Genomic DNA, 18292 nt, shown 5'->3' with positions numbered 1-18292 from the left:
CGTTTAGCACCGACAAAAAAATAGGAAAAGATGATTGTGCCGCTCTTAGGCACGAGCAGATTTTATCTTTTTTCCGAGGTGTTAGTCTGTAAAGCTAGACAAAGAGAAAAGCTGAACAGTCTCGTTCCTCTTTTGAGTAATTCATTCTAGCAAGTAGAAAAACGGAGCAAGTATATGAAAAAAATAGGCCTATTTGTTCTCTTACTCCTTTTGATTGTATTATCAATTTTTGTCGGGGTGAAAGATATTTCTCTGACACAATTATTTCAATGGGATTCACAGCAACAATTAGTATTGTTGACTACAAGGCTGCCTCGAACGATCAGTTTAGTGATTGCCGGAAGTACGATCAGTATCTCTGGATTGATCATGCAGCATTTGACACAGAATAAATTTGTATCACCAAGTACAGCAGGAACGATGGATAGTGCGCGTTTAGGGATTTTAGTCGTGATGATTCTTTTCCCCACAGCACCGTTATTATTTCGATCGTTTATTGCATTCTTGTTTGCGTTTGGTGGGACATTGATTTTTATTTATTTAACGCGCTTTTTACCCGCAAAAAATCAGGTCATGATTCCACTGATCGGTGTGATGTTTGGCAATATTATTGGCTCTGTGGCAACCTTTTTTGCGTATCAATTTCAGTTAGTCCAAAACATGTCTTCCTGGTTACAGGGGAATTTTTCAACCGTGATGAAAGGAAATTATGAACTGCTTTATCTCACCATTCCCTTATTGATTGTTACGTACCTTTTTGCTTATCGTTTTACAGTCGTTGGCATGGGCGAAGATATGGCGATAAATCTGGGATTGAATTATCAACGCATCCAATTATTTGGACTAGGTATCGTGGCTTTATCAAGTGCAGTTGTTTTGATTATGGTAGGAAATATCCCGTTTCTAGGTGTAATAGTTCCTAACTTGGTATCGATGCGTTATGGCGATCATATGAAAAATACGCTGGCGATCACAGCAGTTGGTGGAAGTATCTTTTTATTAGCGTGTGATATTTTAGCTCGTATCGTGATTGCACCCTATGAAGTTCCAGTAAGTGTAGTTGTTGGAGTACTTGGCAGCTTTATTTTTATCGCATTATTGATGAGGAGGAAAACAGCATGAAAAAATTCTTCCAATCATCAACAGTAAAAATCCTATTATTATTGATTGCTGTGATTGCGGTTTGTGCCTTGTATTTGTCCTATAAAACCTATGGAAATTGGGCTTTTGCCTTAGAACTTAGAGGAAAAAAATTGTTGGCTTTTGTATTTGTCGGGATTGCGGCAACATTTTCAACAATCAGTTTTCAGACGATGACACAAAATCACTTTTTAACGCCGAATATTTTGGGGTTGGATTCATTGTATGTTTTTATTCAAACCTTGCTATTTTTCTTTTTAGGTGGACAACAACTTTTAGGGAATGAAACGATTGCTACATTTCTTTTGAACGTTTTATTGATGGTCAGTGCTAGTATTATGTTGTCTCGATTTTTATTGAGAAAAGGCGGAAATGATCTGTTCTTATTGTTGATGATCGGGATTATATTAGGCACATTTTTCAATAGTATCAGTACGTTCCTGCAAGTTGTGATGGACCCAAATGAATACGATTTACTACAAGGGAAATTATTTGCCAGTTTTGGAAATGTGAATAGTCAGCATTTAGTTATTGCCGGTATTTTGATCACTTTTTTGATAGGCTTTTTATGGATAAAAAGCCATGCTTTAGACGTTTTACATTTAGGTAATGAGCAAGCAACTAGTTTAGGCATCAATGTTCCAAGGTTTCAATTTATTTTATTGACAGTGATCAGCGGTTTGATTGGATTATCAACGGCCTTAGTAGGACCAGTGACCTTTCTCGGCTTCATTGTGGCAAATATGAGCTATCAGTTGATGGGAACATATAGACATCGGGAGTTATTCTTAGGCGGTAGTTTATTGTCCATCCTTTTATTAGTTTTTGGACAGTTTCTGGTTGAGCAAGTATTTCAGTTGAATACGACGTTAAGTATCGTCATTGAATTTGGCGGTGGCGTTTATTTTGTCGGAAAGATTATTAGTGAAAGGAAGCAGCGCAGATGATCGAAATCAAGAATGTTTCAAAAAGATATGGTGAAAAAATAGTTGTTTCAGAAGTTCAATTGCCCATCACGGAGCAAAAACTAACTGCTTTTATTGGTCCAAACGGCGCAGGGAAGAGTACGCTGCTTTCAATGATGAGTCGATTAGTTCCTAAAGATACAGGTGAGATTTATTTGGATCACAACGAAGTAAAAACGTGGAAGCAAAGTGAATTGTCAAAAAAACTATCGATTTTAAAACAATCAAACGGGATTAATTTGAAAATCACGGTTAGAGAGTTAGTTAATTTTGGGCGATTTCCATATAGCAAAGGTCGTTTGAAAAAGGAAGATCATGAAAAAGTTGAAGAAGCGATGAAGAATCTTGGCTTACTAGATTTAGCAGATGAATTGATTGATACATTGTCAGGCGGTCAATTACAGCGAGTCTATATTGCCATGGTTTTAGCACAGGATACGGATTATATTTTGCTGGATGAACCGTTGAACAATTTGGATATGAACTTTGCTGTTCAAATGATGCAAACGTTAAGACGCTTAGTGGATGAATTTGGTAAAACAGTCATTATTGTGTTGCATGACATCAACTTTGCAGCAAGCTATGCAGATGAGATCGTCGCCATGAAAGATGGGCGCCTGTTCACTCACGGAAGTACCGATGACATTATCCAATCAGAAGTATTGAATGAGCTTTACGATATGAATATCCGCATTTGTGAAATAGAAGGAAAAAGATTTTGTATGTATTTTAACTAGAAAAGGCTAACGTGTGTAGCTGGATCAAAAAAGGCGAAACAAACATGTTAAGTCAAGGTATAAAAAAATTAATTAAACTGGGGGAAATAAAATGAAAAAGAAATTTTTAGTAGCTGCAACAATCTCAATGGTCGCACTGCTTACATTAGGTGCATGCGGCAATAACGATAAAAAAGCAACAGATGGGTCGGCATCGAAAGACTCAAGCGCAAATGCCACAACAGTTACTGTAAAAGATTCAAATGGTTCAGTCGAAGTTCCAAAAAATCCTGAAAAAGTTGTTGTTTTTGATAATGGTTCATTAGATACGATGGATGCTTTGGGTGTAGGGGATGCAGTCGTTGGTGCACCAACAAAAAATTTGCCTAAGTATTTAGAAGACTATAAAAAAGTAGAATCAGCTGGTGGAATCAAAGAACCAGATTTAGAAAAAATTAACCAAATGAAGCCAGACCTGATCATTATTTCTGGACGCCAACAAGATTTCCAAGATAAATTAAGCAAAATCGCGCCAACAATTTATCTAGCAGTAGACGCCAAAGATACATGGAACTCTACCAAAAATAATATCGAAACATTAGCTGAAATTTTTGATAAAAAAGACGAAGCGAAAACAAAAATTGCTGACTTAGAAAAAGAAATTGCAGATGTTAAAGAAAAAGCGCAAGCAAGCGATGAAAAAGCATTGGTTGTTTTAGTAAATGAAGGTCAACTTTCAGCGTATGGGACAGGTTCTCGTTTCGGAATCGTTCATGACACATTCGGTTTTAAACAAGCAGATGATGCAATTGAAGCATCAACTCATGGTCAAAGTGTTTCTTACGAATATGTATTAGAAAAAAATCCGGATATTTTGTTTGTTATTGATCGGACAAAAGCAATTGGTGGCGATGACACAAATGACAACGTAGAAAATAATGAGTTGGTCAAACAAACGAATGCTGGTAAAAATGGTAAAGTTATTTCATTACAACCGGATGTTTGGTACCTTAGTGGTGGTGGATTAGAATCTACACACTTGATGATCGAAGATGTACAAAAAGCATTAAAATAGAGATATAACGGCTGCTAAAGTGAGTAGCACATGTGCATAATAAAAAAATCAATCTATTCTTTCTTATCCATACATAATGATAAGAAGGGTAGATTGATTTTTTATGTTGGTCTAATTCGATTGCTCTAATTTTTCAAAAAGCATGTCTTTGCTGACGGGATAGACAATGGGTGTTGTATTAGTCAGAAGTTCTGCATCTATTGTCACAGAGTAAACTCTATTGCTTTCATATAATTGTAAAAAATAAGAAGAGCTGATACTATCCATAACGACTCTATATTGAGTGAAGTCAATCTCTCCATCAGGTTTAATATCGATCCCTTTTGGAATGGTGACACTGTCTAATACATGGAAAATATTGTTCACCGTTTCTTCCATTGTTGTACTCGTTACCATATTGTATTTTAAAAATGCAGCTCGAACAAAACGATCCGTTGAGACATAACTTCCAGGTAAACCAAAAGTCCCTGATCCTTGTCCGAATGGAGTTAGGGTTAATGGACCTAATTTTTGTGACGGGTTATTTGTTGGTTTGATTGAAGCATACTGGTTTAAATTTTGCAGGTGCCATTCTAAGTTGGGGCTATTTGCCATGACACCGATTGGATTGTCTTTTAGGATCAATTGTTTTTGATTGGTTTCAATTGTAATTGTTTCACCTGAAGAATCAGTCACAATAAAGTGAAGTGGTACGGTAATACCTAATAAAGCTACTGGGCAATCAACTAAAGTAATTGTTCCGATTTTTTCTTTGATTTCAGCAATCGAGCTATTTTCTCCTAATAGCCACATAATAAATTGATGCGGGGCTAAGTTTTTCTGACCTGCTACACTATCTGTAGCATAATCCGCTTCATTTGGATAATATAATTCAGCAGCAACAACGCCTTTTTCATTGACCCCATCTGCAAAGATATAGTCCTCTAATTTTTTTCCTGTACCTACAAAAGCATAGGTATTTTGATGAACTTCTCCATTAAAAGAAGACCACTCAAATCCTCTAGGCATAAAAATTGGTTGCCCTTCAAGTAAAAAACTAAAGTCCATTGTTCTAGATAAATAATGTTGTTGGTCTTTAACGGATACGGTAAAGCTTGTACACATAAAATTTCCTCCTCGCATATTTTTTTCGTTTAGCGTACTTATCATATATAGGTACTTTCTATATTCAATAGACCATGATATAACACGTATAGTTGAAACAATCAAAGAACCAATTTTTTAACTGGCTGTTGGGTCTTGATACCTATTTTTTCTACAATACTTGAAAAAACAGAGATATCACCAGAAGTGTAGATATAAGTATCAGTGCCGGTATTTTGTTCAATAGGTTTGTTCAAAAACACTTTATTCGCCACAAGCGCTTGATAGTGCGCTGGGTTAATGAACGTAATTTTAGGATACAACTTTTTAAAGTGATCTTCTACAATCGGATAATGTGTACAGCCTAAAATGACAGAATAAATCGCATTTTTTTGTAAAATCAACTGCATCTCTTTTTGAATTTCGGCCTCAATTTTTTTAGTCGTAAATTCTCCGCTTTCAATAAGTGCTGCCAAAGTAGGACTACCTTGACCAATGACTGTGATATGCTTATTTTTTTCGTGAATTTTTATAGGATATTCTTGTGATTGGACAGTGTCAACTGTGGCAACTAAACCAATTTTTTTTGGGTTTAAGACTGTTGCAATATAATTTGAAACAGGCTGGATAATCCCAATAAGTTTTATCGGGCAATCTTTTTGAAGTTTCTCAATAACAGTTGAAATAGTATTGCACGCAATGCAAATGAAGTCAACCTCTTGAGATAAAAGAAAATCGATTATTTTTTTTGATAATTCGATAATGTCTTTTTGACTTCTATTACCATAAGGACAGTTACCACTATCACCATAATATAAAATCGTTGCATCAGGAATTATTTTTTGAAGTTCATTTACAACCGTCAGGCCGCCTACACCACTGTCCATCACACCAATTTTTAACTGCATCTCGTTTTCCTCCATCATTTTTTCCAGTGATTACATGTACTTTAACATACCATGTAGGTATTTTTTTTCAAAATTATTCGTTTTTTTTGATCAGAAAGTAAAATAAAATGAAAGCGTCTGTATGAAAGTCTATTTTTAAAATTTAGTCGAATGAACAGACGAAATAAATGAGTAAACGAGCGTAAATGCAACGTACTATGATTGGTGGGAGGTTTTCGTGTTGATAGAATCATATATTGAAAAAGATATTCTAATAAAAACAGAACTTATCAATTCTCTATACCAAGGTGAAACGATTGGAGTTTCAAGTGCTAGTCAGCTTTTTCAACTATCTTCTGCAACGTTGATTGACTACATAGAAGAAATTTGTGAGCGATTAAAACCATATGTATTAGCTAAAAATTATTACTGTGGTGAGTATAAAATAGTATTGGCTACTCATCTACCAGTATATGTTTATCAGAAGTTGATTTTTAAAGAATCAAGGTTTTTGCAAGGGGTATTATTGTATTTGCAAGAGTGCACTCATTACTTAGAATTTGTTGAAAAATTATATATTTCTGTCGGTTCTTCTTATAGTTTAAAGCGCAAAGTGGAACAAGCATTCAATCAATTAGGGTTAAGATTTGAAGAGATAGACGAATTAGGGTATCGTTTATTGTGTATGAATATTAGTTTAAAAGTAACGCCTGTATTTTCTATGGAAAAAAACAAGGGATTTCAGAAATGGTTAAATTATTTTTTTACAGTGATGATCGAAAAAGGATTCATATTATCACCAGAAAATAAATATTATGTGTCGATGGGGTTTCTAACCGCATATAATAGAAGAGAACATTGTGTTCAGTATACAAAAAAGCGCAAAAAAATGTTAGAACAATTAGAGATGTTTCAGTGTTTAAAAGAATTTTATACATTCAGTGATTTAGAGAATTATTTACCTATAGATGAACTCTACTTTTTAACGATCATTCTCAATTCCTGTCACTATACATTTGCGACAATCAATAGATTTAATGAGCATTATACGCAATTAAATAACGTCTTTATTTATGGGGAAAGAGGTTCAATTGAACTTGTAGAACGGTTTTCAGGACAATTTAAGGCAGAGGTAAAAGAGAATCAATTCTTTATAAACGCGGTGACAAAATTGTTGAAAACAGCCTATTTGAATGAGCAACTATTGTTCCCATCACAGTCTGTCCATTTAAACGAGAAAGAGATCGCCACCTATCAAAAAATCAATTACGTACTCGGTTCTCTTTCAAAGGAAACCACAACTAAATACACGTTTAATGAAAATTATGTTAAACGATTTACCAAAGAAGTGATTTTTTTATTGGATCAAAATGAAAAGGTTACAAGTGCTTTTGTGATTTTAACAAATAAACTTTATAACTCGTTGATTATGAGTATTTTTCAAGAAAAGAAAGAATACTTAAATATCCCTACAAAGCTTTTTAATTCATATAAAGAATTGGATCAAGTCGATGAGCGGATCGTAAAAAATGCGATTATTTTTTACGATGACATTCTAGAAGCGCCAACGATTCCTGTTAAATCAGCAATTCCGATCAACGTAAAAACTATTTGTGGGCGATTTTCATAGCTAATAAATAACTTATTGGGAAAGAGGCGAACAAAGCATATGAAATTCATAAGAGAAAAAGGCTTCTATCTCATGATAGTTGTATTATGTAGTGAGATCATCATACCGATCATATTGGCTCAGTACTATCCTCCTTATCACTCTATATCTATGCCTATTAGCGCGTTAGGAGAAGATGGTAGCCCAGTTCAATTCTTGTTTAAAAAGTGGCAACTAGTGAATGGCTTATTATTTTTATTAACCATACCAGCATTTTATACCCATTTTAAAAAAACATCTAAAAAAGCTGCAGCTTTTTTAGGCGGATCGATTGCAGCATTTGCAATTTTAGACTGTATTGTTTCAGGATTGGCTAATCATGTAAGTGATTCTAATGAAAGAGGTTTTTTAGCAAAGGTTCATTTATACGGATCAGGGATAGGGCTTGCAGGATTATTGATCGGTGTATTTTTACTCATCTATTTAAGCATTCTTGAAGAAAATAGGCCGTTGCTTTTATTCTCTAGTATAACGTTTGTCGGCGCAGTATTTTCAATGCTGATTCTTTCTAGAATAAGTAATTTTACTGGTATTTCTCAAAGAGTGAGTCTATTTTTATTATATAGTCCGTTTTTTGTTGTTTCAGTACGAATGGTAAGAAAAAAATAAAGTGAAAAACAAGTAGTAAAAAAATCAATGATGATGATGAAGGAGTGTATGACGTATGCATTGGGCTTATGAAGCAGCAAATATATTATTAAACAACTATCCAGACAGGTTAGGATTAACGTGCGCATCCGGCGTTAGTCCTTCTGGATATATTCATGTTGGCAATTTTCGAGAGGTTGTAACCACTTATTTTGTGACGGAAGCATTAAAAGATTTAGGAGGAAATCCTAGATTTATCTTGTCATGGGATGATTATGATCGTTTAAGAAAGATTCCTGCAAATGTATTTGGCGTGAATGAAGATCAGATTGGGCGTCCATATACAAAAGTACCATGCGCTTTTGATGAAGAAGAAAGCTACGGCGCATTTTTTGAGAAAACATTTGAAGCAGATTTAGCGAAAATGGGTATTACGCCTGAATATATATATGAGACACAGCGATATGAGTCTGGCGTATACGATGATTATATAATAAAAGCGATGGAACAAAGAAGAGAAATTTATGACATTTTAGAAAATTTCCGAACTGAAAAATCAAATGAAGAGGCACGAGAAAAATTCTATCCTATATCGTTGTATTGTGACACGTGTGGTCATGATAGTACAACAATTACAAATTATGACGAACGCACAAAAAAAATCGACTATACGTGCCATTTTGGACATACTGGCTCACAAGTGATCGGGCAAAAACAAAAAGTGAAATTACACTGGAAAGTTGATTGGCCAATGCGTTGGAAATTTGAAAAAGTTGTATTTGAGCCAGGAGGAAAAGATCATTCTTCAAAAAATGGCAGCTTTGATGTCGCTAAAATGGTTGCAAAAAAAGTTTTTGATTATACAGCACCAAACTATGAACCGTATGATTTTATAAACATAAAAGGACAAACGCAAAAAATGTCTAGTTCTGCAGGGAATATTATTACATTAACAGATTTATTAGCTATCTATACGCCTGAGTTGATCTTTTATCTTTATGCCAAATATCTACCAAAAGCACAGTTTGATATTGGTTTAGATACGGATGTGTTGAAGAATTATACAGAATTTGAACGGAAAGTGTCACAATCAAGAGAGAATCCTGATCAAGATGAGTTGACCGCACAAATGATTAAATTGACGAAAATAAATCTTCAAAAAAATTATCCATCCTTTTCACATACGGTTAGCATTTTATCCTTAACAAATAATGACCAACAAATGGCCAAGGATATTCTTTTAAAAGAAGCACCTTACACTTCAGAAGAGTTAGATCATATTGTTCCTAGAGCAGCCTATTGGATTGAAAATGATGCAGATAATCACTTACTAACGATTCAAACAGAACAAGACAACGTATATTATGATAGCCTTTCACAAGAGATTAAAGAAACGCTTAATAAATTAGCTGAAATCTTAAAAAACAATCCTGATTTAACGGGTGATGAGTTGATGCAAACAGTCTATGATTTGGTTAAATCAGAAGATAAACAAGAACGACGTGCAAAACAAAAAGAATTGTTTCAAGCGATTTATCAATTAACGTTGAAAAAAAATAGTGGACCAAGAATCCCCTTGCTGATTCAAGTGATTGGACGTCCTCATTTTATAGAATTGATTTGCAATTAACATATTTGAACGGTTGAATAGAGATGTTTATAAGAATAAAATGCGAGAATAGTAATAAAAGAAAGCGATTGAAAATTATGGTTGACGCTCGTTATTTTTATGTGCTACAATCCATGTAATACATTCTCTATTAGAAATAAATGTGAAGACAAGGAAAGTATTTTTCAGATAACTCAAAGAGAGTCTCGGCTGGTGGAAAGAGATAGTGAAGATGAAAAGGAAAATGGCCTTTGAACAAATTGATCGAACACGTTAAGATCAATTCAGGTGCGCCTGTTACAGCGCCTCAGTATGATTGTACTGAAAGAGTGGGCTTATGTTAAGCCAATTGAAGGTGGTACCGCGAAAGTTTATAACTCTCGTCCTTTTACAGGATGAGAGTTTTTTGTTGCAATCATAGAAAGAGAAATCTTACTAGTAAATCACTGCTATCGTTTTGATCACATCAATTTCTAAGAGCCAATGAGCTAAGAATCAAAGGACGACGAGTGGTTTTGCCGATAGATGATTCACAAGATTTGAGACAAGAGAAGAAAAGTCATTTTACTCAGCTTTTTCGACGTTTACACAATCTGGTAGGAGTAGTTAATGTATACAGATACTGAAGGGGGAAACAAAGTGAAGAAATTAGTAGTCGTAAGTGTAGTATTAACGGGATTATTATTAACAGCATGCGGGGGCAACGACAAGAAAGAAACAACCAAGAGTGAAGAGGGAAAAATCGCTACAAGTCAAAAAATCAAAATCAGCTCACCAGCGCCGCTTTCAACATTAGACACAACACAAACAATGGACAAAAACACCTTTACGATCGTTCAACACCTTTTTGAAGGCCTGTATCGTTTTGATGATGACAGTACACCAATTCCAGGATTGGCAGAAAAAGTTGAGATTAGTGAAGATGGTTTAACGTATAAATTTACATTGAAAGATGATATAAAGTGGAGTAATGGAGAACCGATCACCGCACAAGATTTCTTATATTCATGGAAAAAACTTGTAACACCAGCAACGATCGGTCCAAATGCTTATTTGTTAGACAATGTAAAAAATAGTAAAGCAATTCGCAATGGTGAAAAATCAGTAGATGAAATCGGGCTATCCGCTCCAAGTGATAAAGAATTTGAGGTAACATTAGAACAAGCACAACCGTCATTTTTAACCGTTGCATCAATCGGTTGGTTAGCGCCGCAAAATCAAGCCTATGTTGAAAAACAAGGAAAAGATTACGCAACAGACAGCGAGCATTTGATTTACAGTGGTCCATTTATTTTGACGGATTGGGATGCATCATCAGATACGTGGACATTAAAGAAAAACCCTGAATATTACGATGCAGATAAAGTGAAATTAGAAGAGGTCAAAGTAAATACCATCAAAGAAGAAAATACTGGCATCAATTTATATCAATCAAATGAATTAGATCTGACTCGAATCAGTGGTCAATACGTTCAACAATACAGCGATGAGACAGGCTATGTTACACATTCTGATGTAGCAAATTACTTTTTAGACTTCAATAAAAAAGAAGGTACAGCGCCAGCTAATATTCACTTAAGAAAAGCGATCGCACAAGCAATCGACAAAGATGCTTTAACAAAAAGTGTACTAAATGATGGCTCAAAACCATTGAACGGTTTGATTCCAAGTGGACTATATAAGAATCCTGAAACATCTGAAGATTTCAGAAAGTTTAGTGGCGACTATTCAATATATGATGTGAAAAAAGCACAAGTCGAGTGGAATAAAGCCAAAGCAGACCTAGGTGATAAAATCAAATTATCACTATTAGTTTCTGATGATGATAATGGCAAGAAAATCTCTGAATATGTACAAAGTCAATTACAAGAAAACTTAGAAGGATTAGAAATCACGATCAATGCTCAACCAAAAAACAATGTTTTAGAAACACGTAAAGAGAAAAACTATGAACTTTCGTTATCAGGATGGATTGCTGGAAGCAGTGATTTAGATTCGTATTTCAATTTGTATGCTGGAGAGTCAGCCTATAATTATGGTTCATACAAAAATGCCGATTACAACAAATTAACCACGGATGCTCGGACAATCAATGCAAATGACCCGGATAAACAATTTGATGATTACAAAAAAGCAGAAGAAATTTTATTAGATGAAGATGCAGCTCAAGTACCACTTTATCAAAGTGCATCTAACTATTTGATCAATCCAAACATCAAAGGAATCAGCTACCACTTGTACGGTGACTATTTCAATCTTAGAACAGCCTATTTACAAGAATAGAGGTGTTTAAAAAGTTGAATAGTTGAAAGGAAGGAGAACACGATGTCTCAATTATTAGATAGATTTATTCGCTATGTCAAAGTCAATACTCGTTCTGATGCGGCTAGTCAGACAATTCCAACCACACAAGGACAAGTTCAATTTGCTCGAATCATTGAAGAAGAATTAGCTGAAATTGGCCTTTCTGAGATTCAGTACAATGAAAAGAATGGTTTTTTAACAGCTGTTCTACCAGAAACTTCAACGGAGGATGTACCGACGATTGGATTTATTGCACATTTGGATACTGCGGATTACCACGCTGAAAACATTCAACCAACTATTTTTCCAAACTATGATGGACAAGATGTTGTACTGAATGAAAAACTGGGAATCATCATGGAAACAGAAGAATTTCCAAATTTAAAAGATTATGTCGGTCAAACATTGATCACAACAGACGGTACCACCTTACTCGGTGCAGATGACAAGGCGGGAATTGTAGAAATTTTAGACGCAGTGGAGTATCTACTGGCACATCCTGAAATTCCTCATGGAAAAGTATTGCTTGCTTTTGGACCTGATGAAGAAATCGGACGTGGAGCAGATCGATTTGATGCAGCAAATTTCCCAGCGGCATTTGCCTATACAATAGATAGTGGTAGAGTCGGCTGCTTTGAATATGAAACATTTAATGCTGCTCAAGCAGTGATTACGATCGAAGGAACTAGTGTCCATCCAGGAACGGCTTATGGAACGATGGTGAATGCAATCAAGCTGGGCGAGAGAATAGATGCTTCATTACCAAAAGAAGAAGTTCCGGAAAAAACACGCGGCTATGAAGGATTTTATTTATTGACGAAGTTTATTGGTAGCTTAGATCACGCTGAATTGACGTATATTATTCGAGATCATGATAAGGAACTTTTCCAAAAAAGAAAACAACAACTCACAGATATCGTCAATGAATTAAATGAAACCTTAGATAAAAAACGAATCACGATTTATTTTCTAGATCAGTACTACAACATGAAAGAAATCATTGAAAAAGATATGACACCTGTTGAGCTTGCGGTAAAAGCGATGGAAAATCTTGGAATCAAACCAGACATCCAACCTTTTCGTGGGGGAACAGATGGGTCAAAAATTTCGTTTATGGGTATCCCGACCCCTAATCTTTTCACAGGCGGCGAAAATTTCCACGGGCAATATGAGTTTATCACGCTAGAATCAATGGCATTAGCATCAAAAACAATCGTAGAAATTATTAAAGAAAATGCTGGTAAATCTAAGGATTGAAAAAATCTTTCATTTTTTATATAAAAAATACTTGACAATATTAGAATTTTTTAATATGATTATCTTCAATAACAAAGCTTTGAGAAAGAGGAGTAACAACACTGGAACTTTTCAGAGAGCTGATGGTACTGCGAATCAGTAAGGGATGGGTTGTGAATGGACTTTCGAGTGAAATGTTGAATCTCAGTAGGCATTTTCGGGAACTCCCGTTATAGAGTAAGGTCGTTGATAGACGACTGATAAGAGGAAAGAATTTCTTTCAAACTTGAGGTGGCACCGTGATTATTTCGCCCTCAAACCACAGATTTTGTGTGGTTTGGGGGCTTATTTTATTGTAAATCACAACTGACTTTGCAAAACGGGTGATGGAACAATATAAGGTGTGCCAAAGGGAAGAAGTAACCTGAATAGGAAGTATCAAACGCAATAATCCTAAAAGATTAGCAGCGAACGGTATCCTAAGTTTACTTTAAAGAGAATATTTTTTTCATTGAGGTGGTACCGTGGATACTATTATTCGCCCTCACAAAACAGATAAAAGTCTGTTTTGTGAGGGCTTTTTGTTTTACCGATAAAAAATAAGAAAAGAGGAAATCACATGCAATTGGTCAAAGAAATAAAAGCCGATTATCTAACGGCGATATCCGCATTTTTAAGAATCCAAGGAACAAACAAATGCCTTTTAGAAAGTATTCCTAGAGATAAAAGCAAAGGGCGGTATTCGATCATCGCGTGGGATGCGGTTTCCGAAATTACTTGTTATGGTCATCAGCTAACAATCAATGGGCAAACAAAAACTGCAAAAGATCCATTAAAAGAAATCGAAACCTATGTATTGCAGAAAGAAGAGATTCTAAAAGAACTTCCCTTCCAAGGAGGTGCAATCGGTTATGTCGGCTATGATGTGATTGCGTGCTATGAAGATTTAGGGAAGATGCCGTTTGATGAATTAAAGGTCCCAGATATTCATTTTTATCTATTCGATTCCTATTTGATTTTTGATCATGTGGGTGAAAAAATCTTTTTGATTGAAGCAGATACTTACTCAAAAAGAGGAAAAGAAACATTAGAAGAGGCAATCAAACAAAAAATAAAAGAATTGCAAACACCAAATGAAGAAGAACAAAAAGAAATCAATTTAAAAAAATTGAATTATCAAAGCAACTTTACCAAAGAACACTTTAAACAAGTCGTCACTAAAGTAAAAGACTATATCAAGCAAGGTGATCTATTTCAGATGGTTCCCTCTCAACGTCTGACAGCAAGCTTTGAAGAAGAGCCTTTCGATTATTACCGCAGATTACGTGTGACCAATCCATCTACCTATCTGTATTTTCTAGATTTTGGTGAAACTTATGTGATTGGATCATCTCCAGAAAGTCTGGTCAGTGTAAAAAATCAAATCGTCACAACAAATCCAATCGCAGGAACACGCAAACGAGGACAAACAGTAGAGGAAGACCTGATTTTAGAACAAGAACTACGCACCGATGAAAAGGAACGCGCAGAACACTTGATGTTGATCGACTTAGGACGTAACGACGTAGGAAAAGTTAGTGAAATAGGTTCTGTGGAAGTTCCTATTTACATGATCGTAGAAAAATATCGGTTTGTTATGCACTTAGTTTCAGTCGTGACAGGTAAACTAAAAAAAGAATTGACTTCGATGGACGCATTAAAGGCAACAATTCCCGCTGGAACAGTCAGCGGCGCACCAAAAATTCGAGCGATGCAACGCATTTATGAAATAGAACCTGTAAAACGAAATATCTATGCAGGAGCAGTTGGGTACTTATCAAAAAATGATCAAGCCGATTTTGCCATTGCAATTCGAACGATGGTCATTCATAAAAACAAAGCATATGTGCAAGCTGGTGCTGGTATCGTCTATGATTCTGATCCAACGAAAGAGTATGAAGAAACATTGCAAAAAGCCAAGGCACTTTTGGAGGTGGACCAATGATTTTATTGATTGATAACTATGATTCATTTACGTATAATCTGGCGCAATTGATTGGTACTCGGCATGAAGTAGTGATTGTTCGAAATGATGCTGACAATATTTTCGAGTTAGCTGAACAAGCTGCAGCAATCGTCATTTCACCAGGACCTGGAACCCCTAAAGAAACAGGTTATGTAAAAGAAGTAATTCAACAATTTTACCAGCAGAAACCATTATTAGGGATCTGTTTAGGTCATCAAACGATCGGCGAAGTATTTGGTGCCAAGGTAAACGCAGCGAAAGAAATTCGTCATGGGAAACAATCCGACATTACAACAGTCAAAGCAAGTCGACTTTTTAAAGGAATACCAGACGAAAGCTCAGTCATGCGTTATCACTCACTCATAATAGATAAAAAAACACTACCAGAAGAATTCACAGTTACAGCAACAGCGAATGATGATCAGGAAATCATGGCGATCGAACACCAAGAATACCCCATTTTTGGTCTTCAATTCCATCCAGAATCAGTCGGAACGCCAATTGGTCCAATGATCATTCAAAATTTTATCCAAGTAATGGAGGGTCAAAAACATGGAAAATTTATTTGAGAAAGTTTTTAGTAAGGAACATTTATCCCGCATAGAAGCACAACAAGTCGCAGAAAAAATCTTTGAAGGTCAATTAACAGATAGTCAAATCGCTGCTTTTTTAACAGCGCTGAAGTGCAAAGGCGAAACAGCAGAAGAAATGGCAGGAATTGCAGAAACGATTCAGCGAAAAGCAGTAACGATCACGTGTCAAAAAGAAAATATCATGGATAATTGCGGAACGGGAGGCGATCAATCAGGTAGTTTCAATATTAGTACAACAGCAGCATTTGTTTTAGCCTCTGGTGGAGTAACAGTTGCTAAACATGGTAATCGCAGTATTTCCAGTAAATCAGGTAGTGCAGATATCTTTGAATGTCTAGGTGTAAATATTAATCTTTCCCCAGAAAAAATAAGTACTGTATTGAATGAAGTGGGACTAGCCTTTCTATTTGCTCCCCATATGCATCCGAAAATGAAATATGTGATGAAGGTTCGCAAAGAATTAGGTACGCCGACGATTTTAAATTTGATTGGTCCATTAACAAATCCAGTGTCGTTAAATTCTCAATTAATGGGAACCTATCGACGAGATTTGTTAGAAGAAACAGCGAAAACATTGAGCGAATTAGGACGCAAACGTGCGGTGGTGGTTAATGGTTCAGGCGGATTGGATGAAGCAACGCTAGCTGGAACGACATATTTTTCTTTATTAAAAGACGGGCAAATCACTATGCATACGATCGAACCAGAAGAAGTTGGTTTTGCTCGTCTTCCCATAGAAGCGATTCGTGGTGGGAATGCCGGACAAAATACGGAGATACTGCTATCTATTTTGAATAATCAAGCAAGTCCCTATTTAGATACGGTCCTATTGAATGCTGGATTAGGTTTTTTCAGTAATGGAAAAGTGCAAACAGTACAAGAAGGGATTGTATTGGCAAAAGATTGTGTAGCCAGTGGTGCGGCTTTGGATAAGTTGCAACAACTACTTCGAGTACAAAAGGAGGTCGCTTAAATGGATTTTTTAGAAAAAATTATCAACGAAAAAGAACAAGAAGTGAAGATGATGCCTTTAGAAATCGTTCAACCACTAAGAGAAACATACTCGTTTTACCAGCAAGTCAAAAATCATCCTGAAAAGATGCATATCATTGGAGAAGTTAAACGAGCGTCACCGTCAAAAGGTGCAATTAATTTGTCTGTAAATGTGGTCGAACAAGCAAAGGCATATGAACAAGCGGGTGTTACAGCCATTTCTGTATTAACAGATGAAGTTTTCTTCAAAGGATCAATCGAGGATTTAAGGCAAGTGGCATCACAAGTGAATGCCCCTGTTTTATGTAAGGACTTTATCATTGATGAAAAACAACTGATTCGGGCAAGAAATGCGGGTGCGACAATAGTTTTATTGATTGTATCAGCGTTGCCTAAACAAAAATTAGAAGAATTATATACAAAAGCCACAAGATTAGGGTTAGAAGTGTTGGTAGAAGTTCATGATGAACAAGAACTAAATATTGCTGAAGCCTTATCTGCACGATTGATCGGTGTGAATAATCGAAATCTAAAAACGTTTGAGGTCTCAATTGGAGTAAGTCAACTACTAGGAAAAAAACAAAAGACAGAAGCTGTTTATATCAGCGAATCTGGTTTTTCGACTGATGAACAAGTGGCTCTTGTGAAAGAAAATTATCAAGCTGTTTTAGTCGGAGAAGGGTTGATGCGAGAAAACGACTCGAAAGCCAAAGTCAGAGAACTGCAGGTAGTACGATGAAAGTGAAAATTTGCGGGTTGAAAACCAAAGAACATGTAGATGTTGCAGTGGCGCATGGGGCAGATTATCTTGGATTTGTATTTGCAGAAAGTAAACGTCAAATCACGCCTGAAAAAGCTAAAAAAATTACGAAAGATGTACCTAAAAAGGTTAAAAAAGTAGGGGTCTTTGTTTCACCCACTCAATCAGAAGTAGAAGAAACTATCCAACAAGCTGGGTTAGATATGGTGCAAATTCATGGTTCTCTGGCAGCAGCGGCGTTTTCGGTACCGCTGATCAGAGCAATACCAGTTATTGAAGTAGGACTAGAAAAAAAAATTAAAGACACAACTGCAGAATTTTTACTTTTCGATGCACCACCGAAACGTTTTGTCGGAGGCAATGGTGAAGTGTTTGATTGGCAGAAACTAGATACACGATTCATCAAAAATAAAAAAATCATCATCGCTGGCGGTTTGACTAGCGAAAATGTACAAAAAGCTAAACAATTATTTGACCCTTATGCTGTGGATGTATCAAGTGGAGTTGAGACAAATGGGGTAAAAGATCCAACAAAAATCATTGCTTTTCTAAAAAAAGCGATCTAGCTTCATGAGCCAACATCTTAGAAAAAAGACAAAACCTAAATGTGGCAAAGAACGCCACCTCCATGTTTTGCTATTTTTCGTTGATGCTAATCGGCTCATTCAG

Annotated in this window: 16 protein-coding genes and 2 other annotated features; of the genes, 14 read left to right on the top strand and 2 right to left on the bottom strand. The window is 35.8% G+C overall.

Annotated elements, in window-relative coordinates; translation table 11 throughout:
- Positions 1–174: 174 nt before the first annotated feature.
- From IGI43_RS09690 to IGI43_RS09675, 4 genes are all read left to right on the top strand, one after another.
- Positions 175–1122, top strand: coding sequence for an ABC transporter permease (locus tag IGI43_RS09690; protein ID WP_438757592.1), 948 nt, complete (start codon positions 175–177; stop codon positions 1120–1122).
- On the top strand, positions 1119–2087 hold the full coding sequence (locus tag IGI43_RS09685) for an iron chelate uptake ABC transporter family permease subunit (protein ID WP_438757591.1): 969 nt from the start codon (positions 1119–1121) through the stop codon (positions 2085–2087). The genes IGI43_RS09690 and IGI43_RS09685 overlap by 4 nt, the downstream gene beginning before the upstream one ends.
- Positions 2084–2842 carry an iron ABC transporter ATP-binding protein gene (locus IGI43_RS09680; protein WP_438757590.1) on the top strand — a complete coding sequence of 253 codons (759 nt, stop codon included), beginning with the start codon at positions 2084–2086 and terminating at the stop codon, positions 2840–2842. Before IGI43_RS09685 ends, IGI43_RS09680 begins: the two co-directional genes overlap by 4 nt.
- 91 nt (positions 2843–2933) lie before the next feature.
- Positions 2934–3896, top strand: coding sequence for a siderophore ABC transporter substrate-binding protein (locus IGI43_RS09675; protein ID WP_438757589.1), 963 nt, complete (start codon positions 2934–2936; stop codon positions 3894–3896).
- A 111-nt stretch (positions 3897–4007) separates the two neighbouring features.
- On the opposite strand, the gene IGI43_RS09670 is transcribed toward IGI43_RS09675, so the two are convergent.
- Positions 4008–5000: a choloylglycine hydrolase family protein gene (locus tag IGI43_RS09670; RefSeq protein ID WP_438757588.1), complete on the bottom strand. Its 993-nt coding sequence runs from the start codon at positions 4998–5000 to the stop codon at positions 4008–4010.
- Between the two features lie 101 nt (positions 5001–5101).
- Positions 5102–5887, bottom strand: a complete 786-nt coding sequence (gene murI / locus IGI43_RS09665; RefSeq protein WP_438757587.1) for a glutamate racemase — start codon at positions 5885–5887, stop codon at positions 5102–5104.
- Between the two features lie 220 nt (positions 5888–6107).
- On the opposite strand from murI, the gene IGI43_RS09660 reads away from it, so the two are divergent.
- From IGI43_RS09660 to IGI43_RS09615, 10 genes are all read left to right on the top strand, one after another.
- Positions 6108–7496: a hypothetical protein gene (locus IGI43_RS09660; protein ID WP_438757586.1), complete on the top strand. Its 1389-nt coding sequence runs from the start codon at positions 6108–6110 to the stop codon at positions 7494–7496.
- Positions 7497–7568: 72 nt separating this feature from the next.
- Positions 7569–8144 (top strand): DUF998 domain-containing protein, encoded by a 576-nt coding sequence (locus tag IGI43_RS09655; protein ID WP_438757585.1) that lies wholly within the window; start codon positions 7569–7571, stop codon positions 8142–8144.
- A gap of 55 nt (positions 8145–8199) precedes the next feature.
- Positions 8200–9753: a lysine--tRNA ligase gene (lysS, locus tag IGI43_RS09650; RefSeq protein WP_438757584.1), complete on the top strand. Its 1554-nt coding sequence runs from the start codon at positions 8200–8202 to the stop codon at positions 9751–9753.
- A 136-nt stretch (positions 9754–9889) separates the two neighbouring features.
- Positions 9890–10123, top strand: a binding site (T-box leader).
- Positions 10124–10341: 218 nt separating this feature from the next.
- The gene (locus IGI43_RS09645) at positions 10342–12015 is read left to right on the top strand and encodes a peptide ABC transporter substrate-binding protein (RefSeq protein ID WP_438757583.1); all 1674 of its coding nucleotides are present in this window, start codon (positions 10342–10344) and stop codon (positions 12013–12015) included.
- A gap of 42 nt (positions 12016–12057) precedes the next feature.
- Complete coding sequence (gene pepT / locus IGI43_RS09640; RefSeq protein ID WP_438757582.1) at positions 12058–13293, top strand: peptidase T; 1236 nt, start codon at positions 12058–12060, stop codon at positions 13291–13293.
- 70 nt (positions 13294–13363) lie between these two features.
- Positions 13364–13591 (top strand) — a binding site (T-box leader).
- 300 nt (positions 13592–13891) lie between these two features.
- Positions 13892–15256, top strand: a complete 1365-nt coding sequence (trpE, locus tag IGI43_RS09635) for an anthranilate synthase component I (RefSeq protein ID WP_438757581.1) — start codon at positions 13892–13894, stop codon at positions 15254–15256.
- Positions 15253–15846: an anthranilate synthase component II gene (locus tag IGI43_RS09630; RefSeq protein ID WP_438757580.1), complete on the top strand. Its 594-nt coding sequence runs from the start codon at positions 15253–15255 to the stop codon at positions 15844–15846. The genes trpE and IGI43_RS09630 overlap by 4 nt, the downstream gene beginning before the upstream one ends.
- Positions 15830–16843: an anthranilate phosphoribosyltransferase gene (gene trpD / locus IGI43_RS09625; RefSeq protein WP_438757579.1), complete on the top strand. Its 1014-nt coding sequence runs from the start codon at positions 15830–15832 to the stop codon at positions 16841–16843. The genes IGI43_RS09630 and trpD overlap by 17 nt, the downstream gene beginning before the upstream one ends.
- The gene (trpC, locus tag IGI43_RS09620; protein WP_438757578.1) at positions 16844–17602 is read left to right on the top strand and encodes an indole-3-glycerol phosphate synthase TrpC; all 759 of its coding nucleotides are present in this window, start codon (positions 16844–16846) and stop codon (positions 17600–17602) included.
- Positions 17599–18189: a phosphoribosylanthranilate isomerase gene (locus IGI43_RS09615; RefSeq protein ID WP_438757577.1), complete on the top strand. Its 591-nt coding sequence runs from the start codon at positions 17599–17601 to the stop codon at positions 18187–18189. Before trpC ends, IGI43_RS09615 begins: the two co-directional genes overlap by 4 nt.
- Positions 18190–18292 lie beyond the last annotated feature (103 nt).

The sequence above is a fragment of the Enterococcus sp. AZ126 genome (assembly GCF_051714545.1).
Taxonomy (GTDB): Bacteria; Bacillota; Bacilli; order Lactobacillales; family Enterococcaceae; genus Enterococcus_L.
This window is presented reverse-complemented; position numbering and strand designations above follow the sequence as displayed.

Bases quoted from the DNA above. Each gene is read 5' to 3' on its own strand.
- IGI43_RS09690 (WP_438757592.1), top strand. From the start codon at position 175: ATGAAAAAAATAGGCCTATTTGTTCTCTTACTCCTTTTGATTGTATTA.
- IGI43_RS09685 (WP_438757591.1), top strand. From the start codon at position 1,119: ATGAAAAAATTCTTCCAATCATCAACAGTAAAAATCCTATTATTATTG.
- IGI43_RS09680 (WP_438757590.1), top strand. From the start codon at position 2,084: ATGATCGAAATCAAGAATGTTTCAAAAAGATATGGTGAAAAAATAGTT.
- IGI43_RS09675 (WP_438757589.1), top strand. From the start codon at position 2,934: ATGAAAAAGAAATTTTTAGTAGCTGCAACAATCTCAATGGTCGCACTG.
- IGI43_RS09670 (WP_438757588.1), bottom strand. From the start codon at position 5,000: ATGTGTACAAGCTTTACCGTATCCGTTAAAGACCAACAACATTATTTA.
- murI (WP_438757587.1), bottom strand. From the start codon at position 5,887: ATGCAGTTAAAAATTGGTGTGATGGACAGTGGTGTAGGCGGCCTGACG.
- IGI43_RS09655 (WP_438757585.1), top strand. From the start codon at position 7,569: ATGATAGTTGTATTATGTAGTGAGATCATCATACCGATCATATTGGCT.
- lysS (WP_438757584.1), top strand. From the start codon at position 8,200: ATGCATTGGGCTTATGAAGCAGCAAATATATTATTAAACAACTATCCA.
- IGI43_RS09645 (WP_438757583.1), top strand. From the start codon at position 10,342: ATGTATACAGATACTGAAGGGGGAAACAAAGTGAAGAAATTAGTAGTC.
- pepT (WP_438757582.1), top strand. From the start codon at position 12,058: ATGTCTCAATTATTAGATAGATTTATTCGCTATGTCAAAGTCAATACT.
- trpE (WP_438757581.1), top strand. From the start codon at position 13,892: ATGCAATTGGTCAAAGAAATAAAAGCCGATTATCTAACGGCGATATCC.
- IGI43_RS09630 (WP_438757580.1), top strand. From the start codon at position 15,253: ATGATTTTATTGATTGATAACTATGATTCATTTACGTATAATCTGGCG.
- trpD (WP_438757579.1), top strand. From the start codon at position 15,830: ATGGAAAATTTATTTGAGAAAGTTTTTAGTAAGGAACATTTATCCCGC.
- trpC (WP_438757578.1), top strand. From the start codon at position 16,844: ATGGATTTTTTAGAAAAAATTATCAACGAAAAAGAACAAGAAGTGAAG.
- IGI43_RS09615 (WP_438757577.1), top strand. From the start codon at position 17,599: ATGAAAGTGAAAATTTGCGGGTTGAAAACCAAAGAACATGTAGATGTT.